This is a genomic window from Gordonia sp. GN26 (genome assembly GCF_054823965.1).
The window spans coordinates 13,308-27,639 of sequence record NZ_JSYC01000036.1 but is presented as its reverse complement, the minus strand read 5'-3'; the positions used below and the strand labels follow the sequence as shown (position 1 = coordinate 27,639).

12 protein-coding genes are annotated in these 14,332 nt (G+C 70.1%); 5 read left to right on the top strand and 7 right to left on the bottom strand.

Features of this window, described 5'->3' with window-relative positions; translation table 11 throughout:
• From mshB to typA, 3 genes are all read right to left on the bottom strand, one after another.
• A complete protein-coding gene (mshB, locus tag OK17_RS09960; RefSeq protein WP_461417356.1) occupies window positions 1–891 on the bottom strand; it encodes an N-acetyl-1-D-myo-inositol-2-amino-2-deoxy-alpha-D-glucopyranoside deacetylase in 891 nt (296 codons plus the stop codon).
• On the bottom strand, window positions 888–2,822 hold the full coding sequence (locus OK17_RS09955) for an ABC transporter family substrate-binding protein (protein WP_461417355.1): 1,935 nt from the start codon (window positions 2,820–2,822) through the stop codon (window positions 888–890). The genes mshB and OK17_RS09955 overlap by 4 nt, the downstream gene beginning before the upstream one ends.
• A gap of 66 nt (window positions 2,823–2,888) precedes the next feature.
• Window positions 2,889–4,799 carry a translational GTPase TypA gene (gene typA, locus OK17_RS09950; protein ID WP_461417354.1) on the bottom strand — a complete coding sequence of 637 codons (1,911 nt, stop codon included), beginning with the start codon at window positions 4,797–4,799 and terminating at the stop codon, window positions 2,889–2,891.
• A gap of 207 nt (window positions 4,800–5,006) precedes the next feature.
• Here typA and OK17_RS09945 point away from each other — a divergent pair, with 207 nt between their 5' ends.
• Window positions 5,007–5,183: a hypothetical protein gene (locus OK17_RS09945; RefSeq protein WP_162904497.1), complete on the top strand. Its 177-nt coding sequence runs from the start codon at window positions 5,007–5,009 to the stop codon at window positions 5,181–5,183.
• Window positions 5,184–5,187: 4 nt separating this feature from the next.
• On the opposite strand, the gene OK17_RS09940 is transcribed toward OK17_RS09945, so the two are convergent.
• Genes OK17_RS09940 through OK17_RS09925 form a run of 4 tightly spaced genes read right to left on the bottom strand, consistent with a single transcriptional unit; the run spans window position 5,188 to window position 9,898 of the window.
• Complete coding sequence (locus tag OK17_RS09940) at window positions 5,188–6,057, bottom strand: EamA family transporter (protein WP_119032858.1); 870 nt, start codon at window positions 6,055–6,057, stop codon at window positions 5,188–5,190.
• A gap of 13 nt (window positions 6,058–6,070) precedes the next feature.
• On the bottom strand, window positions 6,071–7,129 hold the full coding sequence (locus OK17_RS09935; RefSeq protein ID WP_461417353.1) for an ABC transporter ATP-binding protein: 1,059 nt from the start codon (window positions 7,127–7,129) through the stop codon (window positions 6,071–6,073).
• The gene (locus OK17_RS09930; RefSeq protein ID WP_461417352.1) at window positions 7,126–8,811 is read right to left on the bottom strand and encodes an ABC transporter permease; all 1,686 of its coding nucleotides are present in this window, start codon (window positions 8,809–8,811) and stop codon (window positions 7,126–7,128) included. Before OK17_RS09930 ends, OK17_RS09935 begins: the two co-directional genes overlap by 4 nt.
• Before the next feature lie 7 nt (window positions 8,812–8,818).
• Window positions 8,819–9,898, bottom strand: coding sequence for a thiamine ABC transporter substrate-binding protein (locus OK17_RS09925; RefSeq protein ID WP_461417351.1), 1,080 nt, complete (start codon window positions 9,896–9,898; stop codon window positions 8,819–8,821).
• Window positions 9,899–10,216: 318 nt separating this feature from the next.
• Between OK17_RS09925 and OK17_RS09920 the strand changes: the two genes are divergently transcribed.
• The 4 genes from OK17_RS09920 to OK17_RS09905 all read left to right on the top strand — a co-directional run bounded on the left by OK17_RS09920 (window position 10,217) and on the right by OK17_RS09905 (window position 14,327).
• Window positions 10,217–11,050, top strand: coding sequence for an Rv1157c family protein (locus OK17_RS09920; protein ID WP_461417350.1), 834 nt, complete (start codon window positions 10,217–10,219; stop codon window positions 11,048–11,050).
• 304 nt (window positions 11,051–11,354) lie between these two features.
• Entirely contained in the window at window positions 11,355–12,257 is a 903-nt protein-coding gene (locus OK17_RS09915) for a hypothetical protein (RefSeq protein WP_232717612.1), read from the top strand.
• 74 nt (window positions 12,258–12,331) lie between these two features.
• On the top strand, window positions 12,332–13,615 hold the full coding sequence (locus tag OK17_RS09910) for an alpha/beta hydrolase family protein (RefSeq protein WP_461417349.1): 1,284 nt from the start codon (window positions 12,332–12,334) through the stop codon (window positions 13,613–13,615).
• A 7-nt stretch (window positions 13,616–13,622) separates the two neighbouring features.
• The gene (locus OK17_RS09905; protein ID WP_232717610.1) at window positions 13,623–14,327 is read left to right on the top strand and encodes a lysoplasmalogenase family protein; all 705 of its coding nucleotides are present in this window, start codon (window positions 13,623–13,625) and stop codon (window positions 14,325–14,327) included.
• Window positions 14,328–14,332: the final 5 nt, after the last annotated feature.

Sequence of the window (14,332 nt, the reverse complement as noted above, 5' to 3'; positions counted from 1 at the left end):
CTATCCGATCCCGGCGAAGAGGTCCGTCTCCCGGTTGCCGTCGAGAGCCGGACGTGGATCGTGATCGGTGAGGATGAAGTGCTCGTGGTCGACGATCGGCTGCAGGATGTTGTTCGACAGCGCGTACTCGGTCCCCGACGGCGCTACGGTCACCTGCGTGGCGTGCGCGGCGAGTCCGGCGACCTTGTGCGCGTAGTACGCCCGCACGTCGATCTCGGTGGTGATCTGATCGTCGGGGTAGCTCGGGAGTTCGCCCGGATGCGGCATGCGCCACCCGTCGGGCACGGCCCGTGCGGCCGCCAGCCCGTTCTCCAGGGCGCTGCGCTCGGTGACCGACTCGTACAGCTTCGCCGGTCCCGCCCCGGCCTCCCGGGCACGCGCAACCGCGGCTGCGGTGACCTCATGGACGAGCTTGTGGTCGGGGTGGCCGTACGTGCCCGACGCGTCGTAGCTGACGACGACCTGCGGGGCGAAGTCGCGGAGCAGATCGAGCAGCACGCCGACCGGCTCGCCGAACGGTGCCTGTACGAGAGCGCGCGGGTGATTCGCCGACGGTGCGCCGGCCATCCCGGAATCGCGCCAGCGGCCGGCCCCACCGAGGAAGCGCGGCGTCAGGGTCGGCCCGTCCGCCGGGCTCAGTGCAGCGAGGGCTCGGGTCAGCTCGGCGATGCGGTACCCGCCGAGTTGGTCGGCGCCGCCGTCGGCGACGAGCTGTGCGTACTCGTCACCGATGACCTCGCCCTCCTCACCGAGGGTGAAGGTCACGACGCGCACGTCGACGCCTTCGGCGAGGTGGCGGGCGATGGTCCCGCCGGTCATGATCGTCTCGTCGTCGGGATGGGCGTGGACGAGCAGCAGCCGCCGGTCGGCGGTGGTAGGAGCGTCGGTCACGAGAGTTCCCAATTGACCGCGGTCCCGAAGATCGACTCCTGGATCGGACCGGTGAGCGGCACGTCGCGCACCTCGGGCGTGACGCCGACGACCATCGAATCCTGGTACAGCGGCATGTAGATCGCCTGCGCGGCCAGCAGCGGCTCCGCCTCGTTGAGCGTCGAGATCGGGTCCTCCTCGGACATCGCGTCGCGCGCGAGTTCGATCAGTGTGGGATCGCAGAGACCGGAGATGTTGCTGGCGTAGCTGTCGCCGACATCCCCACCGCTCGGCGCGATGCTGGTCGGCGTCGGCGGCGTGGCGGGCGACGGCTCGGTGCTCGGCTTGGGCTGGTTGCAGTCGACCTGCGACGCGAGCGACGCGGCGGGCGGCACACCGAGTCCGGTCCAGCCGACCACGAGGTCGACGCGCTTCTGGGTCAGCGCCGAGCCGTACAGCTCGCTGTTCGGCATCGTCACCACCTGCGCACGGATTCCGGCGCCGCGGAGCTGGTCGACGACACTCGACGCGGCCGACGTGGAGCGCGGGTCTCCGGCGACGGCGCCCACGCGCACGAGAAGATCCTGGCCGTCCTTCTGGAACGGCAGGACACCCTCGGGCAGCTTCGCGACCTCCACCGCACCGGGGGTCGGCGTCGCAGCCGGGGTCGACGGCGTGGACGAGCCCGACGCAGAGGGCGTTCCCGGCGCCGGTACGTCCGTGGACGGTCCGGGGACCGGAGAGGTCTCTCCGGCCGTCTCCGGGTCCGCCCGGCGGTATCCGGCGTCGGCGAGGAGTGCGTCGACCGCGGCACGATCGGGACGCGGCCGCGAGACGGGCGTGTAGCCGGGGTCGGACGGCGCGAAGACGGTGTTCGCGTACGGCTCGACGATCCAGTCCCCCGCACCGGCGAACGTGGTCAGCCGCGGGTCGACGAGACCGAGGATCGCGCGCCGCACCTCGACCGAGCTCATCGCGTCGGTGCGGGCGTTGACACTGATCCCCAGCGACCGCGAGGTGAGGCTGCGTTCGGTCTCCAGGCCGGGCAGGGCCGCCAGTTCGGCGGCGGTTGCCGGTGAGGCGCCGAGGGCGACGATCTCGGAGTCGCCGGACCGGACCGAGTCGAGCATCTGGGCGTTGCTGCCTGCGCGGCGGAGGACGACCTGGTCGAGTCGCGGCGGCGTCACCCAGTAGCGGTCGTTGCGGGCCAGCCGCACCTCGTCGCGGGTCTTGTCGATCCCGACGATCGCGTACGGGCCGGCCGACACCGGTTTGCCGGTGTCCATGCCGGTCTGGAAGCCGGCCGGGGCGCCTTTGAGGACGTGACTCGGCAGCAGACCGGTGAACAGCTCGCGCCAGGCCGGATATGGCCGCTCGAAGCGCACCTCGACGAGCTTGCCGCCTTCGCGGGACTGCACGGAGTCGATGAGGCGATAGCCGGCCGGGGCCACCACGTTGGGCTGACGTGACATCTGCTGCCACAGGTAGCTGAAGTCGTCGCCGGTGACCGGCAGACCGTCGGACCACTGGGCGTCGGTGTGGATCCGGTAGGTGACCGTGAACGGCTGCCGCGATGTCACCTCGGCGGAGGTGACGAAGTGGCGCTGGAGCTCCCAGACGGGTCCGGCGGGTGTCTGCACGGGCGAGAAGGCGCTCGGCAGCGTCATCGCGGCGACCGCGGTGGTCACCGGGTTCTGATCGGCCGCGATGTGCGGGTTGAACCCGTTACCGACCGAGTCGGTGGCCACGAAGACCGTCTTCTCGACGGGGTACTCGGTCGGCGTCGGCGGCGGACCGGTGTCCCGGACGGGCGGCGGCGGATCCGCCGTGCACGCCGTCAGGGCGATGAGCAGGGCGGCGCCGCACGAGAGCAACCCGAGCACACGGCTCCGGGTCCGGTTCGTGGCGTCGCGACCCTGTGGCCTCGCGCGTTTCACCTCGGATACCCCCATGACGATGCTTCTCGGTCGATCAGACGAGTGCCGGTCCCCCGCTCGCGCGGGAGACCGGCACGGCGGTCAGCTGACCGCAGCGTCCCGGGACTTGGCCCGCGAGCGCTCACGGGCACGCGTCGACGAATCGAGGTGAACCTTACGCACTCGGACGACCTCGGGGGTGACCTCGACACACTCGTCGGCGGCACAGAATTCCATGGCGCCCTCGAGATCGAGCTGCATCGGCTTGGCCAGCGTCTCCATCACGTCGGCCGAGGACTGCCGCATGTTGGTCAGCTTCTTCTCGCGGGTGACGTTGATGTCGAGGTCCTCCTGGCGCGGGTTGATGCCCACGACATGGCCCTCGTAACTGTCGTCGCCCGGGTTGACGAAGAAGGTTCCGCGGTCGGCGAGCTGGATCATCGCGAACGGGGTGACGGTGCCGGAACGGTCGCTCACCAGCGAACCGGTGTGGCGGGCGCGGATCTCGCCGGCCCAGCTGTCGTAACCCTGGAAGACGGCGTTGGCGATGCCGGTACCGCGGGTCTCGGTGAGGAAGTCGGTACGGAAACCGATCAGACCGCGCGAGGGCACGATGAACTCCATACGAACCCAGCCGGTGCCGTGGTTGTTCATCTGCTCCATGCGGCCCTTGCGGGCGGCCAGCAGCTGGGTGACCGCACCGAGGTACTCCTCGGGGACGTCGATGGTGAGGTGCTCGTACGGCTCCTGCACCTTGCCGTCGACCTTGCGGGTGACCACCTGCGGCTTGCCGACGGTCAGCTCGAAGCCCTCACGGCGCATCTGCTCGACGAGGATGGCCAGGGCCAGCTCGCCACGTCCCTGGACCTCCCAGGCGTCCGGACGGCCGATGTCGAGCACGCGCAGCGACACGTTGCCGATCAGTTCGGTGTCCAGGCGCTGCTTGACCATGCGGGCGGTCAGCTTGTGACCGGACACGCGACCGGCCAGCGGCGAGGAGTTGGTGCCGATGGTGACCGAGATCGCCGGCTCGTCGACGGTGATACGCGGCAGCGGCTGCGGGTTCTCGAGGTCGGCGAGGGTGTCGCCGATCATGATCTCCGGCATACCGGCGACAGCCACGATGTCACCGGCCGATGCGGACTCGGCCGGGGCGCGATCGACGCCGACGGTGGCGAGCAGCTCGGTGATCTTGGCGCGCTCGACGACGGGCTCACCGTCGACCTCGCGGCACCAGGACACCTGCTGCCCCTTGCGGAGGGTGCCGTTGTGGATACGCACGAGCGCCAGTCGACCGAGGAAGGCCGAGGCGTCGAGGTTGGTGACGTGGGCCTGCAGCGGGGCCTCCGGATCGCCCTTGGGCGCCGGGACGTGCTCGAGCAGGACGTCGAAGAAGGCGTCGAGGTTCTCGGCGTCCGGGACCTGACCGTCGGCGGGCTGCTCGGTGGAGCACACGCCGGCGCGGCCGGATGCGTAGAGCACCGGGAGTTCGAGGACGAGCTCGGCAGCCTTGGCGGCCTCCTCGTCCAGGTCCGACGCGAGGTCGAGCAGGAGGTCCTGCGTCTCGTCGACGACTTCCTGGATGCGGGCGTCGGGACGGTCGGTCTTGTTGACGACCACGATCACCGGCAGCTCGGCGGCGAGCGCCTTGCGCAGCACGAAACGGGTCTGCGGCAGCGGGCCCTCGGAAGCGTCCACGAGCAGGACGACGCCGTCGACCATCGACAGGCCGCGCTCGACCTCACCACCGAAGTCGGCGTGGCCGGGGGTGTCGATGACGTTGATGACCACCTCGGTGCCGTCCGGCTGACGCCGGTGCACCGCGGTGTTCTTGGCGAGAATGGTGATGCCCTTCTCACGTTCGAGGTCTCCGGAGTCCATCACCCGGTCGACGACCTCGGCGCGCTCTGCGAAGACGCCGGACTGGCGCAACATGGCGTCGACGAGGGTGGTCTTTCCGTGGTCGACGTGCGCGACGATCGCGACGTTACGGAAGGTGGGGGCAGCGCTCACAGGCTCTCTTTCGTGTTGATGGGGACCGCCTCGGCGGCCGGCACTCGGCGCGAGCCGAACATCTCCGACGCTCGCGGCCGAACAGCTCTGACCGGCGACAAGTGCAGATCACCTAGGGATTCAACGCTACAGAGTATCTGTTTATGCGGTGAGACTGCGATCACAGGCGCCCGAACACCCGTTATTAGGGTCTGCTAACCTCGCCGCATGGGCAAGGTCGACGCAGCCAAGGTGGGCTCTCTGAAGCCCAAGAAGAAGTGCTGCAAGAGCACCAAACGGTGCGTGCGGTGTCCCGTGGTGATCCACCGGATGCGCAAACTCGACACCTCGGACATGAGCAAGAAAGAACTCAACAAGGCGCTGAAGAAGGCGCGCGCCGCCTGAGCGTTCAGCTCGGCGGGATCTCGTCCTCATCGACCGACCGCACCGCCACCGCCAGCGCGACCGCCGCGATCCCGACGGCCTCCAGCGGCCGGGGAACCTGCCCGAGCACGATCAGCCCGATCACCGCGGCCGTCACCGGGAGCAGCGCGAGCAGGATCGCGAACCGCGCGCGGCCGACGCGGCGCAGCACGACCTGATCGAGGGCGTACGGGATCGCGGTCGACGCCACGCCCAGCACCAGCCCCTGGCCGATCAGTGCGGCCGGCGAGACCCCCTCGCGTACCGCTGCGGCCACCCACCACGCCAGCGGCGAGGTGACGAGGGCGGCGATGACGAAACCCGTGGCGAGGTCCTCGACTCCCGCACCGCGCGCCGCGACCCGCTTCCCCAGCACGATGTAGCCGGCCCAGCACGTGGCGGCGGCCAGCGCGAGCAGCACCCCCACACCGGTGCCCGACCACCGGACGTCGGCGATGAGGACGACGCCGAGCCCGGCGAGGACGAGTGCCGCGATGTCGCGCCGGGTGCGGGAACCCAAGGCCGCCACCGTGATCGGGCCGAGGAACTCCAGCGCCACCGTCGTACCCATCGGCAGATGTGCCAGTGCCTCGTAGAAGCTGATGTTCATCCCCGCGGTGATCAGGCCGAAGCATCCGGCCAACCGCAGGCGCGACCACTGCCACGCCGACCGCGGTGGCCGCACCCAGATCAGCAGCACCAGTGCGGCTCCGGCGATGCGCAACCACGCCACCGCCGACGGGGCGACGTCGTCGAAGAGGCCGACGGCGACCGCCGCACCGAGATACATCGACGTCGCGCCGAGCACCATCAGCCCCGGCGGGAGCAGGACGTCTTCTCGCGCGGTGCCCGTCATCGGGCGGCCGTCGTCATCCGATGACCGCGACCCGCTCGGGAACCAACCGGATGCGTACCCGGTCGCCGATGGCGACGGATTCATCTGCCACGGCGTCGATCTCGCCGACCGCGGTCTCGATCCGGACGCGTGGGCCGGCCGGGAGTTCGGCGACGAGCACGACCGTCGCGGTACCCGTGCCCGTATCGTCTGCCCCTGCCGGACCCATGACCTCCACCGACTCCGGGCGGAGGCCGAGCCGACGCGAACCGTCGGGCAGGTCGAGGACGATCTCGCCGAGCACGGTGTCGGCGATCCCGGCGCGCAACTGCGCGTCGACGACGGTGGTGACGCCGAGGAACTGCGCCGTCCACTCGTCCACCGGGCGCCGCCACAGGTGGGAGGGCGTGGCGACCTGCACCATCGCGCCGTCGCGCATCACCGCGATCTCGTCGGCCATGGTCGCGGCCTCGGCGTGATCGTGGGTGACGACGACGGTCGGCACGCCCGCCGCGCGCACGATCTCCGAGATCTCCACCGCCAGTTCGTCTCTCAGACGCCGGTCGAGTGCGGCCAGGGGTTCGTCGAGCAGGAGGAGCCGCGGATGCGGAGCGAGCGCACGCGCCAGGGCGACTCGTTGCGCCTGACCTCCGGAAAGGGTGTCGACGGAACGCTTCTCGTAACCGGGGAGACCGACGACGTCGAGCAGTTCGGTGACGCGGTCGGCGATCCGGCGACGCGACCAGCGCCGCATCCGCAGTCCGTAACCGATGTTCGACGCCACACTGCGTCCGCCGAAGAGCTGTCCATCCTGGAAGACCACCCCGAAGTCGCGTCGGTGGACCTCGACCCCGGCGAGGTCCTGACCGTCGAAGCGCACGACGCCACGCGTCGGCTGCTCCAGACCGGCGACGGCGCGCAGCAGCGTCGACTTTCCACACCCGGACGGTCCGAGGACTGCGGTCACCAGCGACCCTGATCCCCCGACCTGCCAGGACAATCCGTCGATCACGGAGTGCCTGCCGTAGGCGACGGCGAGGTCGGAGATCTCGAGGAGGGCGTGGGCTCTCGCCGCAACGTGTTGTCCGGTCACAGCAGCGGCACCTCCGAACGGGGACGCAGGGCCTCGACCACCAGCACGGCGAGGGTCGTCGCGGCGACCAGCACAACCGACGCGGCCATCGCGGTCGCGAGGTTCGCCGCGCCCGGCCGGTTGAGCGCCGATCCGATGAGCACCGGCAGCGTCGTCGTGTCGGCGCGGGCCAGGAAGCTGCTGGCCCCGAACTCGCCGAGCGCCATCACGAAGGCGAAACCGGCGGCCGCGCCCAACGACCGGCCGACAATCGGCAGGTCGACGGTCGCGAACACGCGGGCGGGCCGGGCGCCCAGCGTCGCGGCGGCCTGGCGCAGCCGGACCGGCACCGACTCGAGTGCCGGGACCATGATGCGGATGACCATCGGGATGGCGATCAGCGCCTGCACGCACGGGATGATCGCCGGCGATGCCGCAATCGCATACGGCATCGACGCCAGGACGATCAGGTATCCGAAACCCAATGTGACAGCGCTGATCCCGAGCGGAACCAGGGAGATCGCCGAGGCGATCGAACCGACCACCCCGCGGGACCGATGGAGCGCGACGGCGGCGAGCACGCCCACCACGAGCGCGATGACGGTCGCGAAGGCCGCCGACACCAACGAGTACTGCAGACTCTCCAGGGGCGTGACCCCGTTGACCGGTTCGGCGAGGGCCCGGTATCCGGCGAGCGTCCAGTCCCCGCCGACCGTCGGCCGCAGCGACCGGGCGATCAACACCACGACCGGCCCGACGAGCAGCAGCACCGTCCAGGCGCTCACCAGCCACATCGCCGGACGCACGAAGCGCCCGTGCGCTAACGTCGCATCCTGACTGTTCGCGAAGGCGACGTTCCGCCGACGCCGCTCGACACCGCCACGGGCCGAACCGGTCCCGGCGGGGTCGGCGAACACGCGGGTGAGCATCAGGGCCGCGAACACGACGACGATCTGCACCATCGACAACACCACCGCCTCGGGGATGCGGAAGTAGCCGATGGCCTGGGTGTAGATCTCGGTCTCGAGGGTGCGCAACTCGCCTGCGCCGAGGATGATCACGACGCCGAAGCTGGTGGAGCAGAACAGGAAGATCAGTGCGGCGGCACCGGCGATCGCGGGCAGCAGTCGGGGGATCACCACCGTCAGCGTCGCCCGCAGCCGTCCGGCACCCAGGGTGCGCGCCGCCTCCAGCAGCCGGGGGTCGAGGTTCCGCCACGCCGCCCCGACCACCCGGACGACGACGGCGACGTTGATGAACACGTGCGCGGCCAGCACCGCACCCAGTCCGGATTGGATGTGCAAGAAGGACAGCGGGCCGGTCAGCAGCGACCGGAAGGCGACGCCGACGACCACCGTCGGCAGTACGAACGGCACCGTCACCGCGACGGCGAGGAGGACCGAGGCCCGTCCGCCGACATGGGCGTACAGCCAGGCGATCGGTGCGGCCGCGAGGAGCGCCAGCAGGGTCGACGCCGCCGCCTGCCCGAGGGTGACCCCCAGGAGCGTGAGTGCGTCCGTCCGGGTGAGGAGTTCACCGAGTCGCTCCCCCGACGCCGCGGCCAGGTTCACCCCGCGGCGGACGAGCGCGAGCACCGGCCACGCGAAGAGAACTGCGATGAACAGAGCCGGGATAAGACGCAGCGCCACCCGACCGGCGACCGTCGCCGTCCGTCCCGCGGGCCGCGCCCCGGCCCGGCTCACCGGACGGTCACCTGCCGACAGCGTCACGCCACTGGTCGAGCCAGCTCTCGCGGTTCTCCGCGATCGTGGCCGGCGGCAGCGAGGACATCCACGCCGGCACCTCCGCGCGGGCCGGCCACCCCTCGGGCAGTTCGACGTCGCGCTGCACCGGGTACACGTACATCGACTCCGGCAGTGCGGACTGCACCTCCGGGCTCAACATGTAGTCGACGAGCTTGCGTGCACCGGTCGAGTTGCGGGTGCCCTTGAGGACGCCGATGTACTCGACCTGCGGGAAACAGCTGTCGAGGAGGGCGCTGGTGTCGGGGGTCGCGGCGGGTGAGGACGCGTACGACAGCACGATCGGCTTGTCACCCTTCCCTTCTCCGGCGCTGAACAACTGGTTGTAGGCGACCTCCCAGCCGGACACGATGGTCGCGCCACCGCCGACGACCTGCTTCCAGTAGTCCTGCCAGCCGTCGCCGAGGGCGCCGACCGTCGTCAGCAGGAAGGCCGTACCCGGTGAGGAGGTCGCGGGGTCGGTCAGCACGGTCTGCGACGCGTACTCCGGCTTCGCCAGGTCGCGGAAGCTCGCCGGCGGGGTCAGCGAGCGCGATTCGTACCAGGCGTCGTCGATGTTGAGGCAGACGTCGCCGCGGTCGACTGCGGTCAGCTTGTCGGCCGCACCGGGGACCGCGTACTCGTCGGCGGCGAGCGGAGACTCATAGGACTCCAGGGCTCCCGCTTCGATCGGCCGGGACGCGAAGGTGTTGTCGATGCCGTAGACCGCATCGCCCTTGGGCGCGCCGGGGGTCAGCGACACGGTCGACGCCAGCTGACCGGCATCGCCGGAGCGCACGATCTTGAGGGTGAGCCCGGTCTGCCGGCGGAACCCGTCGATGACCGACTCGGGCAGCTCGAAGGACTCATGGGTCAACAGGGTGACCTGGCCGCCCGTCGTCGACTCGTCGGCACAGGCCACCGCGGTCGTGAAAACCATCCCCAGGCCGACAGTGAGCGCGACGGCCCGGGAGACGATTCCCGACCATCCTCGACGACGCCCGGCACTCTCGGCCTGCAGTTCGTCCACGCCCGGCAGGTGGTTCACATCCGACTCCTCGCGACTGGCTGTCTGTTCACCCCATATCCAACCAGGTGGCGACGAGACGCACGATTCAGTGCCCACGAGAATCACTCGTGTAACAATTGCATCAATAACCACATACGTCACAGCTGCAACCGGCCGGACTGCCTGGACACAGAAGACATCGAGGGGCTTAGAATGACCCGCGACGTCCGGGGTGGGAAGATCGACGAACGCCCTCAAGCCCCGGGCGATTCACACGACCAGGATCCACACGACCACGAGGCGCACGAGGCTTGCTCTTCCAGCCGACGCAGCGCCACGACCGATAGGACACCACCAGTGCGTTTCACACGGCCGTCGAGGTTGCGTTCGACCACCTCTCGCCCGCACCGGACCCGGCGCAACCGCCTGTTCCTCAGCGCCTCGGCCCTCGTCGCCGCAGCCGGCCTCGCACTTCCGGCCGTCGCCGGCGCCGCGCCCGCTCCCAAGGTCGACCAGCGCGTGCTGGACTCGCTCGGTGCGTTTGCCCCGGCGATCATCGGCTCGGTGGCCACCCCCGGCCCCGACGGCAAGGTCAACGCCCAGCTCCTCCAGCAGGCCGAGGCGTTCGCCAACACGCCGGGAATGCCTGCCGAGGTCTCCAAGGTCTGGCGGTCGGTCGCCGACTTCCTCGGCGAGCCCGGACGCAAGGCCGCGGCCCGCCAGCTGGCCGCCGAGGCCAAGCCCGGCGATCCGGAGATCCCGAAGGGCCCGACGGCGCCGAAGATCCAGGAATTCCTGTACCCGACCTTCGGTCTCGGCTGCATCCCCGGCGGCGGTTCGCTCGGCCGCGCCCTGGTCACCGCAGGCCCGCAGGAAGCACCGGCGCCCGGCCCCAAGCGCGGCGAGGGCGGCTATGTCTACACCGCACTGGGCACCGGCCCCGCCATCGACAACAAGGCCAATCCGCTGATCGTGAGCTGGCTCAACGTCGACACCGGACGCACCGGAACCACCACGCTGAAGCGGAACCCGAAGATCAACGTCAAGGACGGTCCCGGCACCTTCACCGGCATCGCCCGGACCGGCAAGGGCCGCGTCATCTCCGCGATCCACGGAAACGTGACCACCAAGACCAAGGAGCAGGTCGTGTCCTGCACGATCGTCCCGGTGATCGGCCTCGCCGTCATCTGACCTTTCGACTCCGTCCCACGACACCCCGGCACGTCGCCGGGGTGTCGTTGTTTTCATGCCGATCCCCATGGTCACGACACTTGACGACGCGCAACCCGGCGAAGCGGCTGTGGCGCCCGTCTCAGATCACGCGGGAGCAAAACACCAGGTCGTCGGGGATGTCGGTATCTTGCCGATCGCGCGCATGTCACAGGTCGGACTCGCGACTTGCCGCACTCGTCTCACACATGGTCTCTTTTAACTCAAGTCCCATCTGTCACACCCGCCACACGTGGCGGGGTGTTCGGCTGTTTGAAGGAGTGCCATGTCCATCACGTCTCGGTTCACACGTCCCCTGATCGGTCGGCGCGGAATCCGGCGCTGCGGCGTGGGCCTGGTGGGCGTGGCGATGGCCGCAGCAGCGGTCACCTCCACCGCCCCGGCCTCGGCCGCGCCCTCGCTCCCCCTTCTCCCGCCGAACATGCTGAGCGCATATTCGATCCCGTTCGACGCCGAATTGGCCGGCGCGGTCCGTCTGCTGAAGTCCGCGGGCGTCGACCAGATGGCCCTCAAGGCCGCTCAGGCGGTCATGGGCAGCTCCGGGCAGCTGTCGGTGCAGGACGTCGTCGGACGCGCCGGTGCGCTGCCCTTCGACGCGTCGCAGCCCCAGCCGGCCGCCGCTCCCGCTGCGGCCACGCCTCAGCCGGTGGCCTCCACCGATCCGCTGGCGCTGCTGAAGAGCCTGGGCATCCAGACGCTGACCCCGTCCGTCGCCCCCTTCTGCACGACCCCCACCCCGGACAACCCGCTCGGTCTGGTCACCGCGGGCGCCGGAGCGGTCGCGGGCCCGTGGCCGCTGAAGACCGATCCGATCGCCGAGCTCAAGCCGCTCCTCGACATGCTGCCGATCGCCGGCATCCCCGACAAGATGAACGTGGTGGAGAACGGCGAGACCGCCTACGCGTTCGTGCCGGCCTCCACGAACGCCGGCAAGGGCGGCAAAATGCAGGTCGCGTGGTTCAACACCAGCACGCTGCAGGGCGGCTTCGCCGACCTCGAGCCGCTCAAGAACGGCGCCACCCTCACCGCCCTGCCCCTGCTCTCGGGCGTGCGTCTCGCCCCGGTGAAGACCGGCAAGGGCACCATCCTGTCCGCCGTCTTCGGCACCGCGCAGAACGGCTCCCAGAACTGCTGGTTCCTCCCGGCCGTCGGCATCGTCGACGCCTGATCCCCGGCCAACGGCGAGACCTCCTCTCGCCGTTGACCTTCCCACCCCCGTCACACCGAACGAATAGACGACACATGAATACGCACGGCATCTCTTCAACCCGTCGGAGTGCCTCCATCGCCCGCACGGTCGCGGTCGCCGCAGCCCTCACCATGGGCCTGACCTCGTTCGGCCTCGCCGCCGAGGCCGCCGCGGAACCGACCACGACCACCCCGTCGACCAGCACCCCCTCGCCCGGCGCCACCACCGACGCCACTGATGAGGACACGGGGGCACCCGCCGACGACAACGCGGGCACGATCGACGCCCGTGGCCCCGGCCAGGCGCCGGGTGCCGTCTACGCCAACCGTGACCTGCCCCGAGGCCGCATGGTGGCCGGGTCCGCCTCCGGCAACGACTTCACCTACTGGAGCACCGGCGCCGACGGCAAGGCACATCTGTCGTCGGGCGTGCTGATGGTCCCGTCCGGCCGGGCACCCGCCGGCGGCTGGCCGGTCGTCGCCTGGGCGCACGGCTCGCGCGGCATCGCCGACAAGTGCGCTCCGTCGGAGCGTCCGACCAAGGACGACACCACCGAACTGAGCCGGTGGCTCGGCCGCGGTTACGCCGTCGTCTCCACCGACTACGCGGGCGTCGGCACGCCGGGAACCCCGCAGTACTACGACCTCGAGGCCACCGCCCGCAACATCGTCGACGCGGTCAGCGCCGCACGCGACGTCACCGACAACCTGTCCCGTTCGTGGGCGGTCGTCGGCGAGGGTCAGGGTGCCGCGGCGGCGATCACGCTGGCCCGCCTGGCGCCGAAGCTGCAGGCGCGCAACTCGCTGGACTTCAAGGGTGCGGCGGCGACGTCGATCCCGGCCGAGTTCGGCGCGCTCCTCGCCAATCTCGGACCGTCGTCGGCGAGCATCCCGTCCGGTCTCGCCGCCGACGCGCTGTATACGCTCAGCGCGATCCGCAACGTGAACCCGAAGCTCGACGTCGACTTGCTGCTCACCGACACCGGCAAGAAGTGGATGGCCAAGGCCGCCAACGAATGCATCACCGAGTTCCGTAAGAACGTCGACGGCCTCGCCATCGGCTCCCTGTTCGCCAAGCCGGTGTCGGGCAACACGGAGCTGACGAATCTGCTCACCGAGGCCACCGACCTGCCGAGCCGTGGCTTCGTCAAGCCGGTGATCATGACCCAGTCGCTCCAGGACACGTCGGTCGTCGTGCCGCTGTCGCTGAAGTACCTCAACGAGGCGCGTGCCGACCGCAAGGTGCAGGCACGGACCTACCTCACCCTCGACGCTGCGCAGTCGGCGAAGTTGTCCGACAACGACATCCGCGCCTTCATCGCCAAAGTCCTGAAGTGAGTCGGTGATGGGTCGCCGCCTTCCCGAACGTCGCCTGTCCGGGCAACGTGCCTTCGACCTCGCCTACGCGGCGACGACGGCGGCGGCGACCGTCACCGGCGCTCTCGGGCACCGGCGGGCGGCGGGCCTCACCAAGCCGCTGCCGATGCTGCTGCTGGTGGCACAGGCGGTCGCCGGGGCGCCCGAGCGCGACGCCCTCGACAACGCCGGATTGGCGGGTGCACTGGCGTTCTCGATGGCCGGCGACCGGTTGATGCTGCTCGAGGAGTTCGAGACCGAGCCAGCCGCCAAGGATCGCTATCTGCGTCTCGGTGCGTCGTTGTTCGCCGGTGCCCAGTTGAGCTACATCGCGACGATGTGGCGTGCGGGTGCCCGCCCGTCGGCGAAGCAGCTACTCCCCCGCGTCGGGGTGCTCGCCGAGTCGGCCGCGGTGCTGGCCCGCCACCGGCCGGCGCTGCTGCCCGTCCTGGGCACCTACGGCAACACCCTGGCGACGATGTCGGCGACCGCGAGCGCCATGTCCGATCCGCAGCCGCGGTTGCGGATCGGCGGACTGACGTTCCTGCTGTCGGATCTGGCGATCATCAACCGCCGCCATCTCGTCACCGACCCGCGCATCCGGATGGCGGGCGAGGCGTGGGTGCTCGCCAGCTACTTCGCCGCGCAGTACCTGCTCGTCGGCGGACTCACCGAACGCCTGCGTCGACGCTGATCGTC

Excerpts from the sequence above, each read along its gene's own strand:
- OK17_RS09945 (WP_162904497.1), top strand. The coding sequence starts at position 5,007 with ATGGGCAAGGTCGACGCAGCCAAGGTGGGCTCTCTGAAGCCCAAGAAG.
- OK17_RS09940 (WP_119032858.1), bottom strand. The coding sequence starts at position 6,057 with ATGACGGGCACCGCGCGAGAAGACGTCCTGCTCCCGCCGGGGCTGATG.
- OK17_RS09915 (WP_232717612.1), top strand. The coding sequence starts at position 11,355 with ATGTCCATCACGTCTCGGTTCACACGTCCCCTGATCGGTCGGCGCGGA.
- OK17_RS09955 (WP_461417355.1), bottom strand. The coding sequence starts at position 2,822 with ATGGGGGTATCCGAGGTGAAACGCGCGAGGCCACAGGGTCGCGACGCC.
- OK17_RS09910 (WP_461417349.1), top strand. The coding sequence starts at position 12,332 with ATGAATACGCACGGCATCTCTTCAACCCGTCGGAGTGCCTCCATCGCC.
- OK17_RS09905 (WP_232717610.1), top strand. The coding sequence starts at position 13,623 with ATGGGTCGCCGCCTTCCCGAACGTCGCCTGTCCGGGCAACGTGCCTTC.